The sequence below is a fragment of the Paenibacillus jepli genome (assembly GCF_047238105.1).
Lineage (GTDB): Bacteria > Bacillota > Bacilli > Paenibacillales > Paenibacillaceae > Paenibacillus_D.
On sequence record NZ_JBDFMD010000001.1, the window covers coordinates 1110348 to 1126663 of the forward strand.

A 16316-nucleotide genomic window follows, 5' to 3' on the forward strand; every position below is an offset into this window, starting at 1 on the left:
CTCGTCTCTAATGCCGGAAGACATGCTGGTTCCATGCGGCGGCACAGCTCTCGAGGGAGAACTGCTCCCTCGCCTGGGCTTCGGCCTGCTCTCGGATGCGCTGCCGCATCGCGGGATCTTCGATCAGCTCACGCAATCCCTTGTACCAGCCGTCTTCCGTATGAGGCACCAGTACTCCCGTCTCGCCTTGTCTCACCCACGGACGATACACCGGAGAGTCGGAATAGAGTCCGGGGATTCCGCATGCACTGTATTCCCTCAGCTTGTTGTTGGTCTTGCAGTTGTTAAACGTATGCAGAGCCAGCGGCGCGATTCCGATATCCCACGACCGGTGCTTCAGCTCACGGATGAAGCTGCGATACTCCTGGTCTCCCTCCTTGTAAGCGACATTGGGATGATCGGCAAGCTCGGCCGGAACATAGCCGTAGAATTCCATCGTGATAAAACCGCCGTAGTAGTCCAGAACCCGGCGGAGCGCCGGTACGACAACAGCGAAATCTTCATCCTTGCTGCCGCCCTCGTAACCGATCACCACCTGACTGCTTTGCCTCGGTTTCTTGTCAGACTGGTCCAGCCAAGCAAAGTCCACGCTGGCCGGGAAGTAGACGACCTTGCGACGGAATTTCGCTTCAATGTAGTCTCTGAGCTCAGGCGAATCCACCTTGACGATATGGGCCTGGGACAGAAATCTGCTGCAGGTCTGCTTCCTTTCCTCCAGCTGATAATACTCGCCGACCGGCGTCGTCGGCGGGATCTCCAGGAAGTTGTCGTCGATGACATACACCGTCGTCTTGCCGAGCGCATGCGCCAGCTCCAGCAGTGCGTAGGAGGATGGCTCGACGTTGCGCAGGAAGACGATGGTGTGTGCGGCCTCGACCATCTCGCGATTGACCTCTTCTTCCGTGTGCACGGCAAAGTGGAAGTCTCCCCGCTTGTGAAGCTCGCGGAACGGCTGGACGATCCCGATCTCCAGCGACGGGATGAGGCTGGCTGCAACGACTAAGACATCCAACTGCCCCTGGACAGGAGCCGGCAGTTCAGGCGTCTGTGCCAATGGCGGCGGCTCAGCCACGGCAGCGGACCGGGCTTTCTCCAGACCTTGGGCATATCCGTCCTGGCGTCCCTGCTGGAAGCCGGCGATATGCCCTTGCTGATACGGGCTCAGCGGCGTGCTGACGGTTGTGGCCGATCGCCCGGATGCACGGCGACGGCTGCGCGTCAGCCTGCTCTTCTTCGAGGACCTGAATGACTTCGCGCGCCCTTTCTTTCGATGCTTACTCCGTGCCATGCGATCATGCTCCTTTGTAAGCTTCTTGGTGGCCGGCCTCCATGCCCTCTGCATACCCGACGTTGAAGCCTTCATTGTATGCCTCGTCGAACCCGGCATCATAAGCTTGATTGTATGCTGCCGCAGATGGAGCCGGCACCGCAGGAGATGCGATTCTTCTGCGCAGCGGTCTCCGGCGGCCGACTCTGCCCTTGCCTTTACCCCTGCTTTTGAGAGACGCTTTCCGAACCGGCTTGCTTACTCGCTTCTTCCTGGCAGCTGCAGCGCTGGCCGGCTTCTTTTTGCGCTTCATCATGTTTCTTCAGCCTCCTAGTATTGGTTCTAGATATGCTCGGACTTGATGACGGGCGGAGCGATCAACGGCTCGCCTTCAGGCAGTGCATGATTCCCTGTCATGGGATGAATATCCTGTTCGGTCAATCGCCACTGATCGAACGCACGGCGGTTCAAGAAACGGTGATAACGCCCCGCGCGATATTGATAGATGTTCTGCTGCCTGCTCAGCAGAACGCCGTCGTACAGATGACCGCGACGACCCGCTTCGCGGATCGACGCCAGCCGCTGTGCCACTTCCTCGGACGTCATCGTACCTGCGAGAGGCCAGGAGCTTAGATCGACCTGCGAAAGGCGGACAGCATGCTTGCTGCAGAGTCCATCTGCAGCTTCTTCGATCTGATAGCGGCTGCCTTGCTCTACCCAGTACAGACCAGGTCCCGGACCTCGAACAACGATGCTGGTCGGGTAGAGATCAATCGTGCGGATTGCATCTCCCTTCTGCCAGTCCAGTGCGAGCAGACCGTGGGGGTCAGACCATTTGTCCGCATAATATTGCAGATTGCGTCCATATACTTCGTCGAAACGCCCCTCCAGCGACTTCATCGACACACTCCCGTAATGGTGGATGAACGTGTCGCGGGCAATGATCAGCTGCTCGCCAAGCAGCCGGGTCCGCAAGCCGTAATCATCATCCTCGCAGTTGCCGATCTCAAAGCCTTCGTCAAAGTACCCCAGGCGTGCAAACGTCGACCGCCGCATGAGCATGCAAAATCCTGTCAAACGAGCGGTAACTTGCCACGCAGAAGGATCTGATCGGTTAAAGGCTCTGGCAAACGCCTGCATCTCGGCCATGGTAGCATAATCGGTCTCCAGCAGCTGATCGCCGCTTATATAGTTGGTCATCGGGCCAACGATGCCATGCTGCGGATTGTGATGCAAGCAGTACAGCAGGTTTGACAGCCAGCCCTCGGTGACGACTGAGTCGTTGTTCAGGATCATCAGCGTCGTACCCCTGGCCAGCATCAATCCTTGATTGACCGATCCGGCAAAGCCCAGATTGGCAGGATTGATCCGCCAGCGTACGCCTTGAAGCGAGCGGAGATAGACATCTGTGCCGTCGTCTGAGGCGTTGTCGATAATGATCAGCTCGTAGGGCTCAGGCGTATACGCCCGGATGCTGTCAACGCACTCGCGGAGATAATTGACCTTGTTGTAGGTCGGGATGATGATACTGGTGCCCTGAAAAGGCAGATGGAAACGGGAAACGCCCTCCGCTGCACCGCGGCTGTAGCCGTCCTCGTAGCCTTTGATGTAACCGTTCCTGGCACCATCTGCATAGCCGTTGTTCATAATACCGCTTCTCCTTTGCTGAAAGCGTCGGCCAGATGGCCGAAATCGATCGCTGTCCGGCCGAGCTCCGTGGCGATCTGCTGGACGATGACGACCGCCGGGATCCCCGCGCTCACCAGGGCAATATCGAAGGAATGAGCGGCGATGGCCTGCATCACTCTCGGAATGTCCTGCATCCCTGCTACAGGCGTGACGGTGCCAGTCACCTGGATCCCTTGCCCGCGCAGCGCCTGGGCCAAACCGTCCGCTGCATTGCCTGCCACGAGCACCCTTCTGTGCCTCAGGAGGACCGGCAGATATCGCTCAAGGTAGATCGCATAGTTGACGGTTGACAAGGTGAGCTGCAGCTGCCGGTAGTCGATGCCATGCGCGCGGAAGACGGCAAAGGCGAGCGGCTGGAAATTCGGCAGGCGCAGCTTCGGGATCCCGACGATGTCTGCTTTGCCGATCGCATCCACCAGTTGGTCGCGGGCGGCATAATCGGGCAGACGGACGCCGGCGTACGGCAAAAAACCGCCCCGTTTCACCACTTCTTCGTCGCTAAGCACTGTCCCTTGAGCCATAGTCAGAAGCTCTCCGTCGCCGAGTCGGATAACGGAAAGCGGACGTCCGGTGTCCATAGCATGGCTCAGGCGGCCCGTTACTTCCATCGCATTAAGCACATGGATCTTCGCCGGCTGCAGCGCCCGGATGCCCGCTTCGATAATCTGCTGTACTCCGATATCCGGCAGCATCTCTTCATCAGGCAGGATCGTGTCTACGATCTCTTCTCCGCCCTCGTATAGACCGCGTCTGTGCGCTTCCTCCCGTTGCCTGGCCAGCTCCTCGACGGGTGCGTGCGGACGCTGAAGCAGCGCTGCATCATATCCTGCATCGTAACCCTGGTTATAGGATAAGGCTGCTTGCTCCTGCAGACGCTGATTCCACTGCTCCTCCCTCGCCGCCGAAGCTTTGCGGACCGCCGTTTTTCGTTTGCCAGCGAGGCCGGCGGCGCGGCGCAGTCTCGTCGGTCGCCGCTTCCTGGCATGCTGCATGTTCAGCGCCTCCTCTTATCTATCCTGTGAGTATATATATGCCTGTGGCGGCCTCCGGGACAGGGACAGCTATCTATATTGGGGCGCCTCCCGGGAAGATGCGCTCCAGCAAGGTATGCAGACGCTGCTCATACGTATGGTGCGAGCGGGTCCGGAGCAGTCCGCGCAGCGCCAGCCGGCGCCGTTCCTCGTCATGGGTCAGGTAATAATCCAGCTTGGCGGTCAGCTCCTCAAAGGAGGAAAAGTGAGCGATCTCTTCATCGACTTTGTACCAGTTGCCCAGATCTGCCCGCAGATCTGTCAATTGCAACGCCCCGCATGCCGCGATCTCGAACGTTCGCGGATTGGGAGAGGACGCCGGCAGCTTGATCCGGTTGGCGTTGATCGTATCGTCGTCTACCGAGCGGTGCAGATTGATGACGATCTTGGCGCCGTTGTAGTAGCTGGCCGTATCCTCCGGCGTCATCCAGTCGCCCAGACGGATGCTCCCCGACAGCTGATCGTAATGTTTGAGCCGGTCCCACCACCAGCCCGCGATGACGACCTTGCGGTGCTTCAGATACGGAGTCAGGCGGTCAATCAGGTCGATGCGGTTCCAGAATCCCGTGCCGATGAAGCAGATATCGGATTGATACGACTGGGGGACATGCTTGGGATGGAACAGTGACGGCGCCGCAGCGAACGGCAGATAGTGAACCTGGCGGCAGCCCAGACTTTCATAGTAGGCCACGCAGCTGTGCTCCAGGGTGAAGATATAGTCGTACCGCGGCCCGATAGCGCTCGTCCAGTCCGTATAATAAGGATCGTCAGTGAACCATACCGCGGTCCGGATCCCATGATTGCGGAGCTTCTCGACCTGCTCCGCAGGGAAGACGACACCATTGAGCACGACGACCAGATCGGGCCGCTGTTTCCCCGCCAGACCCGCTACATCATCGGAAGGCGAAGCAACGGTTACCTTCCTTGCAAGGCCGCGGAGGGCGTCGATAACAGCTGCATCCAAAGCCGGATATGGCACGCCGATTCCGGCGGTGACATAGACCACATGGATATCTCTGACCGGCAGAGAAGGCGAGACGATGCCCGCCAGTCCGCCCTGGAGCTGACCGAATCGGTAGCCGTCCTCCCGCCCTTTGCGGAAACCGGCATCCTTGCCGGCCGCAGCCGCCTCTGCGATGCTCGGCGACCCCGGGCCGGCCGTTTCGTTTATATGCATGCTTGTGCCTCCGTTTGCTAGTAATGCGTTTCAGAAATTACGTTCATGCAGCCGCTGTGTGGAAGCGGAGCTTACGCCCCGCCGATCAGCCTCCTCCACCAGGACTCGTGCTGCTCATACCACGCCACCGTCTGCCGCAAGCCGGCGGCAAAGGTATGCTCGGGCCGCCATCCCAGCTCCCTGCTCATCTTGCCCGCGTCGATCGCGTACCTGCGGTCATGTCCTGCCCGGTCGGCTACGAAATGCAGCAGTGCATCCGATTTGCCGAGCAGCTGCAGGATCAAGCGGGCGATCTCGAGATTGGTATGCTCATTGTGCCCGCCGATATTGTAGACTTCGCCCGGCTTGCCTGCGCGCAGCACCTCCACGATCGCCCGGCAATGATCTTCTACATGCAGCCAGTCCCGGACATTCAACCCGTCCCCGTAGATGGGGATGGGTTGCCCGCGCAGGGCCCGGATGATCGTCATCGGGATCAGCTTCTCGGGGTATTGGCGCGGACCGTAATTATTGGAGCATCGAGTAATCATGACAGGCAAGCCATACGTTTCGTGGTAGGCGCGGGCGATCAGATCCGAGCCTGCCTTGCTGGCTGAGTAAGGGCTGTTCGGCATGATCGGACTGTCTTCAGTGAAGTAGCCGCGCTTGCCGAGCGAGCCGTATACTTCATCGGTGGAGATATGGAGGAATCGGGGAATATCGTGGACTCTGGCCGCCTCCAGGAGGACTTGGGTGCCGATGATGTTGGTATCGAGGAATGGCCGGGGATCGGCGATGCTGCGATCGACATGTGATTCGGCGGCAAAGTGAATGACCGCATCGATGCCTTCAGCCATCAGCCGGCCGACGAGAGCCGGATCGGTGATGCTGCCGTGTTCATGGCGGTAGCCGGGCAGGTGAGAGACAGCGGCCAGGTTATCCGGGTTGCCCGCATAAGTGAGGGCGTCGAGATTGATGATCTCGCAGGAGGGGTCCTGCCGCAGCATGTGAAGGATAAAATTGCTGCCGATAAATCCCAGTCCGCCGGTAACGAGCAGTCTGGCCATCAGCTCCGCCTCCCCATGAAGCGGCTGCTTGCCTCATACAGCGATTCGAAGGTGCCGGCGTCCGTCCACCAGCCGCCGAGCATCGCATAACCAAGCTCGCCGCGAGCGGCGTAGACGTTGTTGACATCGGTAATCTCCAGCTCGCCGCGTCCCGAGGGCTGGATGCCGTCGATGATGTCAAATACGGTGGAATCATACATATAGATTCCTGTTACGCAGTAGGCAGACGGCGGCTGTTGCGGCTTCTCTACGATCGAGACGATCCTGTCCCCATCCAGCACGGGAACGCCATAGCGCCTGGGATCGGGAACCTTTTTGAGCAGCACTCTAGCACCGCTCTTCTGCAGGGAGTACTCGCGGAGATGATCGCTCAGATCATCTTCGAACAGATTGTCGCCGAGGAGCACCACGAATCGCTCACCTGGACTGACAAAGGATTGTGCGCCGTCGAGTGCATCGGCGATTCCTCCAGCTTCCTCCTGGATCCTGTAGCTCAACCGCACCCCCCATTCGCGGCCGCTGCCGAGCAGTTGCGTGTATAAGCCTGCCGAATGCGTCCCGATGACCAGCAGGATCTCATGGATCCCCGCGTCACGAAGCTTCTCCACGCTATGGCAGATCATCGGTACAGTCCCCACCGGAAGCAGATGCTTGTTGATGATCTTCGTCAGCGGGTAGAGCCGGCTCCCGGTCCCCCCGGCCAGTATGATGCCTTTCATAACATCCTTCCTTTCCTGCATGGAACTAATCAAGGCTACTCCTAGATCTGAAATACAGCCGGATCAACCTGCCATTTGGCCACAAACTGCTCCCGGTTGCGCTCGATCAACTCCCTTACGCGCGCTTCGTTCTCGCGTGAGAAGCTGGCGCTGCCATGGTGGAAGATAAAGACGTCGCCAGCGATCATGAGGCGGTAACCCGCCAGTCTTGCCCGGTAACAATAATCGTCATCCTCATAATGCCCCGGACTGTACCGCTCATCGAGCAGACCGACCCGCTCCAGCAGCTCCCGCTTGAAGAGGAAGCAGAGTCCTACAATTCGCTGGACAGACTGCCACTTGCCGGGATCTTGATGGCTGTAGCGCGCCGACATCTCTTCCAGATTCGTAAACGGCTCCCGGATCTGCTGACGGCCGCTGACATAGTTGGACATCGGACCGACGATCCCAATCTCGGGAGCACTGTTCAGACAAGCCAACATATGTCCCAGCCAATTTTCCGTGACCAGTACATCGTTGTTCAGCAACAGCAGCGCATCTCCGGTAGCCAGCTTCAGTCCTGCATTGCAGGCGGCAGGGAAGCCGCGGTTGGCGGGCAAAGAGATAAAGGTAATCCGCTCCTGACGGCAAAAATCCGCCGTACCGTCGGTCGAGCCATTGTCGACCACGATAATTTCCACAGGCTCTCTGGTGTGCTGCGAGATGGTGTACAAACAATCCTTGAGCAGCTCCTTGCCGTTATAGGTGGGAATGATGATGCTTGTTTTGGACATAGGCTCCCCCTTCATGGCGTCGTATGGTGCCGTTGCCGCAGCTGATCCGGGAAGGTAAGTCTTGGACCGCGGCGGCTCATCGCCGTCTTGAGCGCCTCGATATGGTCGCCGACGATCATCTGGGCAACGGTGTTGTTGCCGCCTGTATTATGCGCGCGGCGCCGGTTGACGCTGATGACATCCACGCTTGCCGGACAGACGATCTTAAGCCCGCATTCGATCGACAACACCTGTGCCTTCGGAGGTACCGACAGGCTGGCTGCGCCGACCCGGAGCACTGCTTCCCGGCTCAGCGCGTGCGGGACAGCGGTCAGCGAGTTCGCAGCCAGATCCGCCCGGTCCATCGCCCGGTTGAGGAACTCCTTGACGATCGTCACCTGATCCCTGGCACCGAAGACGCCGAGGAAGGGCGAGATATTGTTGAGCGCCACATCAGCCCCTTGACCGATGGCGGCGATGAATGGCACGAGCTGCTCGGCCGTGAGCGGCAGATCGCCGTCAAGGAACAGCAGGATATCCGTATCCGCGAGCTTGGCGCCGATCGAGCGTCCGACATCATGACCGAGCGGAGCATCGTAATGGACGATGACGCCGGAGCACTGATTGCGGATCCGCTCGAAGCTCTCGTCCGTCGAGCCGTTGACGACGAAGATCATCTCCTGCAGCGGCAGCCGCTGCAGCTCGGCGATGATCGCCGGGATCGTCTCCTGTTCATTCATGACCGTTACGACGACGCCGATCGACTTGGATGTCGGACACAATACCCATCTCCGGTCATAGCCGCCAGCGATCGTGCGCCAGCCCTCGAGAAAGGCGGCCGCAGCCGTGTGATAGATCTGCCACGGGGCTACCCCTGCTGCATCGCACCATATCGACCATGCCCGGTTCGCCCGTTCATGCTCCGAGCTGACCGCCTCATCCACCGACCGCAGATGAGTGGCGGCTGAAGCCGCCGCGCATCCTGCCGTATGAGCACGGTTGATCCAGTATGAGGCGGGTTGCGGAGCAGCTGTCGGGCCGGGGCGGCGGGCCGCCCCCAATCTGCGTCTGGTCAGCTTGCGTTTTCTCGGCACCCCACGGCTTACGCGGCTGCGCGGCCGCTTCAACGGCCGCCGTCTTCTGGGGACTCCGTTGGTTTTCCTGGCGCTGCCACGGCTCTTCTTAACGGTGCGCCGGACCATCAGCACACACTCTCGCGATTGCGGCCGCCATCTGTGAAGCGGCCCCGGGCATCCGTCTGCTCGGTATACCAGGACAGCGCCTCAAGGTGATCGCCGATGATCAGCCGCTCCAGCGGATCCGCCCCCTTGCCTCTGGACCGCCGGCGGTTGCGCAGGCCTACCTCTACATAGTGAGCGGCCCGCACCTCCAACCCCCGGAGCATCGCGATCGCTTGCGCCTTTGGCGGCACCGCCAGATGCTCGCAGCCGATCAGATCTCTTGCTTTTCTGCTCATCGCATGCGGGATCGTCGTCAGCGACGCCCCGGTGTTCGTCTGGTCGCCGGTCATCAGGCCAAGCGCGTGCTTTGCCAGGACGACGCCATGCACATGCATCAGACTGGTCGGCCCCAGATATTTGTTGAGCGCGATGTCGGCACCTGCACTGACCGCAGAGGTTAAAGCTGCCAGATCACGAGTCGGGATGACAATATCTCCGTCAGTGAACAGCAGGATTTCTCCACGTGCAACGCGGGCCCCGATACTGCGTCCGACATCGTGCCCCAGCGGGTGAGGATAACGCAGGACGCGCGCCCCCATGCGCGCTGCCAGCTCAGCGGAGCCGTCAGTCGAACCGTTCGCGACGACGATCACCTCGGTGGCAGGATGTACCATCGCAGCCTGCTTGATCACGGCTCCCAGCGTACGCCTTTCATTGACGACAGGGATGATGACCGAGACCCGGGGTGTATCAGTGGGCGGAATGGTGAACAGAGAACGCCGAAGCCCTGTCCGTGAGCTAGGCTTCACTTTGCTTCGTTTCGGCATATTCCTCACCTGCCTCATCAGATTTGTAGATATGCTACCATCAGTGTATGTACAGCTTGCGAGAAGGCAACGGCATTCGTCCTTGCAAGCGACAGAATCATCTCGATATATACGACCTTCTTAATTTCAATAAAATAACCCCACAAAGGGTCCAGAAACATATAAATAAGTAAAAAAAGCCGCGCATAGCGCGACACCGTCGGCAAAGCTCTCGTTATCACAAGGCAGAAAGAATTTTCAAGTATCGCTGGACATAAGTTTTCTTTGCATACTGCCTGCGTATCGTCTTCACCCCCTGCCGTTGCACAATTCTGCGAAGACCCCGGTGGTTAAGAATCTCTTTAACATAGCGGACTGCCTTACCCGGTTCGTCCAAGGGATAAAGCATACCATTATGCCGGTGAGTGATAATCTCATTTTTGCCTGGTACATCCGAACTGACAACCGGCAGTCCGCAAGCCAGCGGCTCTAGTATATGATTACCGAGGCCTTCGCGCATAGAAGTGGACAAGATACAACCACCCGAACTGCGGATCACCGAATAGATTTCCGGCATCCGATCATTTGGAACCTCTGAGATAATCCTGGTATCTTCCTTCAAACCTGCGCGAGCACATGTTTTCACCAATCTTGGCAGTTCGCTTGCACTTTTTCGATTACAAATAACCCACGGCTCGATTCGTTCCGTTCTCTTTAGCATGGCGCAAATCTCCAAGAATTGCTTCCAGTTTTTGCTTGGCTCCACTCTGCCGACAAAGGCTACAACCTTATACCCTTTTCTCGGCCGGGGACATTCGCGCCAGGTTCTTTCCGAGGGGGGAAGGAACTGGAACATGGGATGCACCGTGTTGCCATCCACAAAGATGGGGATCCTTTGCTTGAGATGCTCGCTCACTTTTTTTTTCAGATAGCGAGCTATACATACAATGCCATCCACTCTGCCATATGAGCTTATATTTTTTATATTCTTTGCAAGCTTGTTATTCCAGCCGCGCAGTTCATAAACAATCTTGCCCTTGTAGCTTCCAGGCACATAAGGAAGATAGTCCAGACTGTAGATAAACGATAGATAATCATAGTCTCCAGTTCGGATTTTTTGTTGGAATTCTTCCTTCGTCCCGATAAAACCGTAAGGAAGATCTTTAAAAATGTATTCTCCCGCCCCAGGTTCAATAAAGGCAACTTCTGTTTGAATCCCATGTTCTCTTAATGCCATCATCCGAGTGCGCAGTGTCGTCTGCAGCCCGCCGATGTTTGGTTTGTGTACGATATATAAAATGTTAATTGGAGATCATCTCCTTCCTGTGCATTTTGCGAAAGAATCTCTCCCAGTCCCGTTTGCAATGGTTCCACGTCCAGTTCTCCTCAATTGTCCGACGGATACGACGCTTCAGGCGCCCTCTAAATTTCCGGTGCCTCATTAAATAGCTAGTCGCCTGCCTGATGGAATCAGCACTGCCTGTAACGATGATACCGTTGCGTCTGTGTCGGATCAGTTCAGGCACGATGCCGACTTTCGTTGTAATAATGGGCACTCCGCAAGCTGCCGCTTCCAGTACGGGCAACGGAAGATGCTCGGAGACGCTTGAGCATATGAAGCAATCGAGCCCTTGATAGAAAGTGACCATTTCCTCCCGCGGCACGTAATTCTCCTTTAACGTCCTTATATCAAGTGTGACATCCATATTCTTTAAAGCGCTTAATACCTTTTGGTAGCCTTTATGAACTCGATAAACCGGCTTGTCGATTCGTCCGACCCAGCCCACCCGGAAAGTCTGCTTGGGATTCCGCTTTACGCTCGGTTTGAAAACCAGGGGATCGATCCCTACTCTCGTTTTATAAATTTTGCACTGCCCTTCAAAGAGCTCCACGATTTCGTCCGAAGCTGTATTGATTCCCCGCAAACTTTTCACAAATCGGATAAAATCCGGCTTGAATCTTTTCTCATCCAGCATGTGCGGCTCCAGGGAACGCAAAGAGGTAATCCCGGCAGCCATCTTCGCAAGCGGGATTTTCTTTTGTTCGTGTAAGATCTCTGCTCCTCCAAGGGTCATGGGATAGATCAGATCATACTTATCTTGATCCTCGGTTGTGATTTGATCGAAATACTTTATTTCACAACGAATATGTCTCATTTGCAATGCCAATAAATCTTTAGCCCGATGGTCGAAAGCCCAGCCTGGCCTTGTTGGCGCCAACAAGATTTCCATTCCACATCCTCCCTCTTGAGGTTCTTACAGCAAAGATTTGAAAAATGCTTCCCATTCGGCTTTACATACATTCCAGGTCCAGTCGCGGACAATAGTTTTGCGGATCTCTCGACCAAGCGCCTGCCGTCTTTCAGCATGCTTCATCAGGTATCGAACCTGCTTGCGGATAGACGTTGCATTTCTGGAAACGATAAGACCGTTCTTGCCTTGCCTAATAAGTTCCGGCACGATGCCGACCTTCGTTGCAATGACAGGAACTCCGCAAGCGGCTGCTTCCAATAGCGGATTAGGCAAACCTTCGGAACGGCTCGAGCAGATAAAGCAATCCAAATTTTGATAGAAATGCACCATTTGGGAGCGCGGTACATAATTTTCTTTGAATGTACGGATATCAAGCTTCACTTCCAGACCTCTCAGAGCCTCCAGTACGATGTCGTATCCTTTAAGCTCGCGTGATTTGGGATCATCGATCCGCCCGACCCATCCGACGGTAAAGATATCGCGGTTTTTTTTACTCGCCATTGGTTTGAACTGGTCCTCGCGGATACCGATTCGCGTCTTGTAAATCTTGCAATGCGGTTTGAAGATTGTGACGATTTCGTCAGACCAGGCATTGATGCCGCGCAGCTGCTTGACGAAGGATAGAAATTTTGGTTTGAACTCCCCATTGGTTGCAAATTGATTTTCAAATACTCGAAGCGATGTAATTCCCGTGGCCATTTTGTTCATTGGGATACCAGCACTGTGCAATCTACGAGCAACTGATAGGGACATAGGATAGATCAGGTCATATCTTTTCTGGTCCTTGGCTCGCACCTCAGATTGATATTTCTTAGTGAAACGTAACCCATTCCATCTCAGGCTTAACAGATCATTCGCGCGATTATCAAATGCCCAGCCGGGATGATCAGGCACCAGTAGTATTTTCATGCCTGACCGCCCCGCTTTCCTTTTGCTGCTACGTACCAGCTTATCGTCTGCTTTAGGCCTGCATCAAAGCTGACTGGCGGTCGATATCCGATCAGCGCAGCAGCCATCCCGATATCAGCATGTGAATGCTTGACATCACCCTGCCGTTCGGGTCCGTGTACCGGCTTCAGGTTGCTGCCGAGATGTGCATTAATCTGACTGCAAACCTCATTCAGCGTGACACTCTCCCCCCCACCGATATTGATCGCATCCCCTTTTAGCATCCGGGCTGACAGTGCCAGCAGATTGGCTTCCACTACGTTGTCGATGTAAGTGAAATCACGAGACTGGTGACCGTCTCCATGGATGATTGGAGTCTGGCCGTTCAGCATCAGATCAATAAATCTGGGGATGACAGCACTGTATTCCGAATCCGGGTTCTGACGAGGCCCAAAAACATTGAAGTAACGTAGGGTCATCGTTTGAAGTCCGTAGAGCTCGCAAAACAATCGCACGTAGGTTTCACCCGCCAGCTTGTTCAACGCATATGGGGATGCAGGGGCCGGCGACATCGTTTCTCTCCTTGGCAGTCCCGGCTGATTACCATAGACCGAGGAGGATCCGGCGAAGATCAGTCTCTCTGCGCCTGCGGCCGCTGCGGCATACAGCACATGCAACGTTCCTGTGATGTTGACCTGATTGCTTCTCAGAGGATCCTTGATCGAACGCGGAACGGAAGGAAGTGCTGCTTGATGCAGGATTGCTCTGGCTCCTGTCAGAGCTGCCTTGACTGTATCCATATTCCTAATATCGCCTTCGATAATTTCACAGTCCGCCTTCACACCACGCAGATTGTCTCGGCTCCCTGTAGAGAAATTATCCAGCACGGTAACTCTTCCACCACGCTTCAACAAGGCTCTTACAAGATGAGAGCCGATAAAGCCCCCACCGCCTGTAACGACATATTTATCCATCCTTCCACCTCCCCAAGGCTTTGACCACACCGGTCGTTTTCCTTTCAATGTATGACTGGAACGGCTTGATGGACTCGCCACCTACCTATAGGAAATCTATATTTTTTATTGGTAGTCTTGCCCACGCCTTTCGTAGACTCGCAGCATACGATAAATTCGATCCTGAACAAAAAAGGTGGAGATGATGCATGTATCGTACCATTGCTGTAGTGGGGCTAGGTTATGTTGGGCTGCCCCTGGCATTGACCTTCTATCAGCAGGGCTATCATGTGATCGGTCTGGACAAGGACCCACGCAAGCTCGAGGCTGCCCGGCAGGGGCAGAGCTATCTCCCCGACATCGGCGATGACTTGCTCGCCGAAGCCGCGGCATCCGGAAGGTGGCGCGTGACAAGTCAATACAGCGATACCAGGAATGCGCAAGCCATTGTAATCTGCGTGCCTACGCCGGTACGAGATCAGATGCCTGACCTGAGTTACCTGATCGCTGCCGCCGAATCCCTCGTACCTCACCTGGTTCCTTCCCAACTGGTTATTCTGGAGAGTTCAACTTATCCCGGCACGACGCGGGACGTTCTGATGCCGATCCTGGAGCGGAGCGGCCTTCGCACCGGCGACAATCTGTATATCGGCTACTCGCCAGAACGGATCGATCCCGGCAACCGCAGCCATCCGTTCACCGCCATTCCGAAAGTCATCAGCGGCATTACGGAAGCATGCCTGGTGCAGATCCATCACTTGTATAATTCCGTGTTCGATCGCCTGGTTAGCGTATCCACTCCGGAGACGGCCGAGATGACCAAGCTGCTGGAGAACACCTACCGGTTTGTCAACATTTCATTTATTAACGAATTTGCCCTTATCTGCAACCGGATGAAGCTCGATGCATGGGAGATCATCGATGCGGCGGCGACAAAACCGTATGGCTTTTCTCCTTTCTTGCCAGGTCCCGGTGTCGGCGGCCACTGCATTCCCGTCGATCCGCTATATTTGCAATGGAAAGCCGCCGAGCTCGGAGTGAGCAGCCGTTTTATCGAGTTGTCCGAGCAAATCAACAAAAGCATGCCAGGCTACATCTTGGAGGAACTGCGCAGCCATTTCCAAACTGCAACGCTTGCCGGACGTCGTGTGCTCGTCGTCGGGGTCGCTTATAAAGCGGACGTGAGCGATATCCGCGAATCCAGTGCGATGGAACTCCTGCAGCTGCTGGTTGAGGAAAACTGTGAGGTGGCCTATCATGACGAGCTGGTGCCCGCCATTCCTCTTGAAGATGACAGCCTGCACAGCACCGATCTGACCCCCGATACGATCAGAGATAACGATATCGTCATCCTCGCAACCGTGCATCGGGGACTGCCGGTCCCGATGCTGTTGGAACATGCTTCCCTGATCTACGATACGCGCAATGCTACTCAGGGACAAAGCGGCAAGGCGGCGGTTATGCGACTTGGCGGCGGGCAGGGAGGGTGAACGCGATGCGCGTGCTTCATTTGCCTGTCGGCCGGCAAATGATCGAGATGTGTACCGCATTGCGCCAAATTGGCGTTCAGGCGACCTCCTGCCATTTCCGGCAGCGCAGCGTTCCCTTGCAGCCCGATTGCTGCCTGCATCTGGAGCGGCTTTCCCGAGAAGAGCGACAGAAGGCACGGGAGATATGGTTGGAGAAGGCAGTCCGGCAATATGATGTCTTTCATTTTCATTTTGGCCAGACCTTTTTCGAGGACCTGAGTGACCTTCGTTATCTCAAGCAGCTCGGCAAGAAGCTGGTCGTTCAACACAGGGGTTCCGATGTACGGATGCTGTCGATCGCACGGACGCAAGACAATCCGTATGTGCGTGTGAAGAGCGGCTTGCGGCGGAGCGAAGAAGCGATCTGTCGCAGACTGCGGGCACTCTCTCGCTATATTGATCATGCGATCGTCGCAGATCACGAACTGCTGGCCTATATCAAGCCGTTCTACAAACACGTCCATCTGCTGCGCCAATCGATTACGATAGCCAAGTTCGCCCCTGCCTTTCCCGCCAAGGATAATCCTAAGCCGCTAATCGTGCATGCTCCGACAAATGAGTATGTCAAAGGGACGGAATATGTACTGAAGGCCGTAACGAGACTGAAGGCACGCGGACTCGACTTCAACTTCGAACTGGTGCAGAATCTCCCTCACAAAGCGGCAATCGCCAAATACCGGCAAGCGGATCTTATTATCGATCAGCTGCTGCAAGGCTCATGCGGTGTGTTCAGCTTGGAGGGAATGGCACTCGGCAAACCGGTCGTCTGCTATATACGCGATGAATTAAAGGGAACCTATCCGCCGGGGCTGCCGTTAATCAGCGCTTCTCCAGACACGATCTACTCCACCCTGAAGCGGCTGATCCGGAATCCAGAGTTGCGGGAGCGGAGAGGGCGCGCAGGAAGACGATACATCGAGCAGTATTATGAATCCGAAGGCCGGGCCCGGGAATTGAAGTCCATCTATGAGTTGCTATAGCGAGCTGCAAAGGGCTGTCCCTCGGTCGCATGACCCCCGGGACAGC

At 56.2% G+C, this 16316-nt stretch carries 16 protein-coding genes; 2 read left to right on the forward strand and 14 right to left on the reverse strand.

The features are described from left to right. Nucleotides 1-7: 7 nt before the first annotated feature. The 14 genes from ABC336_RS05120 to ABC336_RS05185 all read right to left on the reverse strand — a co-directional run bounded on the left by ABC336_RS05120 (nucleotide 8) and on the right by ABC336_RS05185 (nucleotide 13782). Nucleotides 8-1288, reverse strand: coding sequence for a glycosyltransferase (locus tag ABC336_RS05120; protein WP_413237640.1), 1281 nt, complete (start codon nucleotides 1286-1288; stop codon nucleotides 8-10). 4 nt (nucleotides 1289-1292) lie between these two features. Continuing rightward, nucleotides 1293-1583: a hypothetical protein gene (locus ABC336_RS05125; RefSeq protein WP_413237641.1), complete on the reverse strand. Its 291-nt coding sequence runs from the start codon at nucleotides 1581-1583 to the stop codon at nucleotides 1293-1295. Between the two features lie 26 nt (nucleotides 1584-1609). Next, entirely contained in the window at nucleotides 1610-2914 is a 1305-nt protein-coding gene (locus ABC336_RS05130) for a glycosyltransferase family 2 protein (protein ID WP_413237642.1), read from the reverse strand. After that, the gene (locus ABC336_RS05135; RefSeq protein ID WP_413237643.1) at nucleotides 2911-3948 is read right to left on the reverse strand and encodes a GT-D fold domain-containing protein; all 1038 of its coding nucleotides are present in this window, start codon (nucleotides 3946-3948) and stop codon (nucleotides 2911-2913) included. Before ABC336_RS05135 ends, ABC336_RS05130 begins: the two co-directional genes overlap by 4 nt. A gap of 73 nt (nucleotides 3949-4021) precedes the next feature. After that, entirely contained in the window at nucleotides 4022-5164 is a 1143-nt protein-coding gene (locus ABC336_RS05140; protein ID WP_413237644.1) for a CgeB family protein, read from the reverse strand. 71 nt (nucleotides 5165-5235) lie between these two features. Beyond that, the gene (gene rfbB / locus ABC336_RS05145) at nucleotides 5236-6210 is read right to left on the reverse strand and encodes a dTDP-glucose 4,6-dehydratase (protein ID WP_413237645.1); all 975 of its coding nucleotides are present in this window, start codon (nucleotides 6208-6210) and stop codon (nucleotides 5236-5238) included. Continuing rightward, nucleotides 6210-6929 carry a sugar phosphate nucleotidyltransferase gene (locus ABC336_RS05150; RefSeq protein ID WP_413237646.1) on the reverse strand — a complete coding sequence of 240 codons (720 nt, stop codon included), beginning with the start codon at nucleotides 6927-6929 and terminating at the stop codon, nucleotides 6210-6212. Before ABC336_RS05150 ends, rfbB begins: the two co-directional genes overlap by 1 nt. Before the next feature lie 41 nt (nucleotides 6930-6970). Then, a complete protein-coding gene (locus ABC336_RS05155) occupies nucleotides 6971-7702 on the reverse strand; it encodes a glycosyltransferase family 2 protein (protein WP_413237647.1) in 732 nt (243 codons plus the stop codon). Between the two features lie 11 nt (nucleotides 7703-7713). Next, a complete protein-coding gene (locus ABC336_RS05160; RefSeq protein WP_413237648.1) occupies nucleotides 7714-8808 on the reverse strand; it encodes a glycosyltransferase family 2 protein in 1095 nt (364 codons plus the stop codon). A 74-nt stretch (nucleotides 8809-8882) separates the two neighbouring features. Continuing rightward, the gene (locus ABC336_RS05165) at nucleotides 8883-9689 is read right to left on the reverse strand and encodes a glycosyltransferase family 2 protein (RefSeq protein ID WP_413237649.1); all 807 of its coding nucleotides are present in this window, start codon (nucleotides 9687-9689) and stop codon (nucleotides 8883-8885) included. 217 nt (nucleotides 9690-9906) lie between these two features. Continuing rightward, the gene (locus tag ABC336_RS05170) at nucleotides 9907-10908 is read right to left on the reverse strand and encodes a glycosyltransferase family 4 protein (protein WP_413237650.1); all 1002 of its coding nucleotides are present in this window, start codon (nucleotides 10906-10908) and stop codon (nucleotides 9907-9909) included. Nucleotides 10909-10969: 61 nt separating this feature from the next. Then, entirely contained in the window at nucleotides 10970-11899 is a 930-nt protein-coding gene (locus tag ABC336_RS05175; protein WP_413237651.1) for a glycosyltransferase family 4 protein, read from the reverse strand. A 24-nt stretch (nucleotides 11900-11923) separates the two neighbouring features. Next, a complete protein-coding gene (locus ABC336_RS05180; protein ID WP_413237652.1) occupies nucleotides 11924-12829 on the reverse strand; it encodes a glycosyltransferase family 4 protein in 906 nt (301 codons plus the stop codon). Next, complete coding sequence (locus ABC336_RS05185; protein ID WP_413237653.1) at nucleotides 12826-13782, reverse strand: SDR family oxidoreductase; 957 nt, start codon at nucleotides 13780-13782, stop codon at nucleotides 12826-12828. The genes ABC336_RS05180 and ABC336_RS05185 overlap by 4 nt, the downstream gene beginning before the upstream one ends. Before the next feature lie 188 nt (nucleotides 13783-13970). Here ABC336_RS05185 and ABC336_RS05190 point away from each other — a divergent pair, with 188 nt between their 5' ends. Both ABC336_RS05190 and ABC336_RS05195 read left to right on the forward strand, forming a co-directional pair. Further along, nucleotides 13971-15251: a nucleotide sugar dehydrogenase gene (locus ABC336_RS05190; RefSeq protein WP_413237654.1), complete on the forward strand. Its 1281-nt coding sequence runs from the start codon at nucleotides 13971-13973 to the stop codon at nucleotides 15249-15251. Between the two features lie 5 nt (nucleotides 15252-15256). Further along, complete coding sequence (locus ABC336_RS05195) at nucleotides 15257-16270, forward strand: glycosyltransferase family protein (RefSeq protein ID WP_413237655.1); 1014 nt, start codon at nucleotides 15257-15259, stop codon at nucleotides 16268-16270. Nucleotides 16271-16316: the final 46 nt, after the last annotated feature.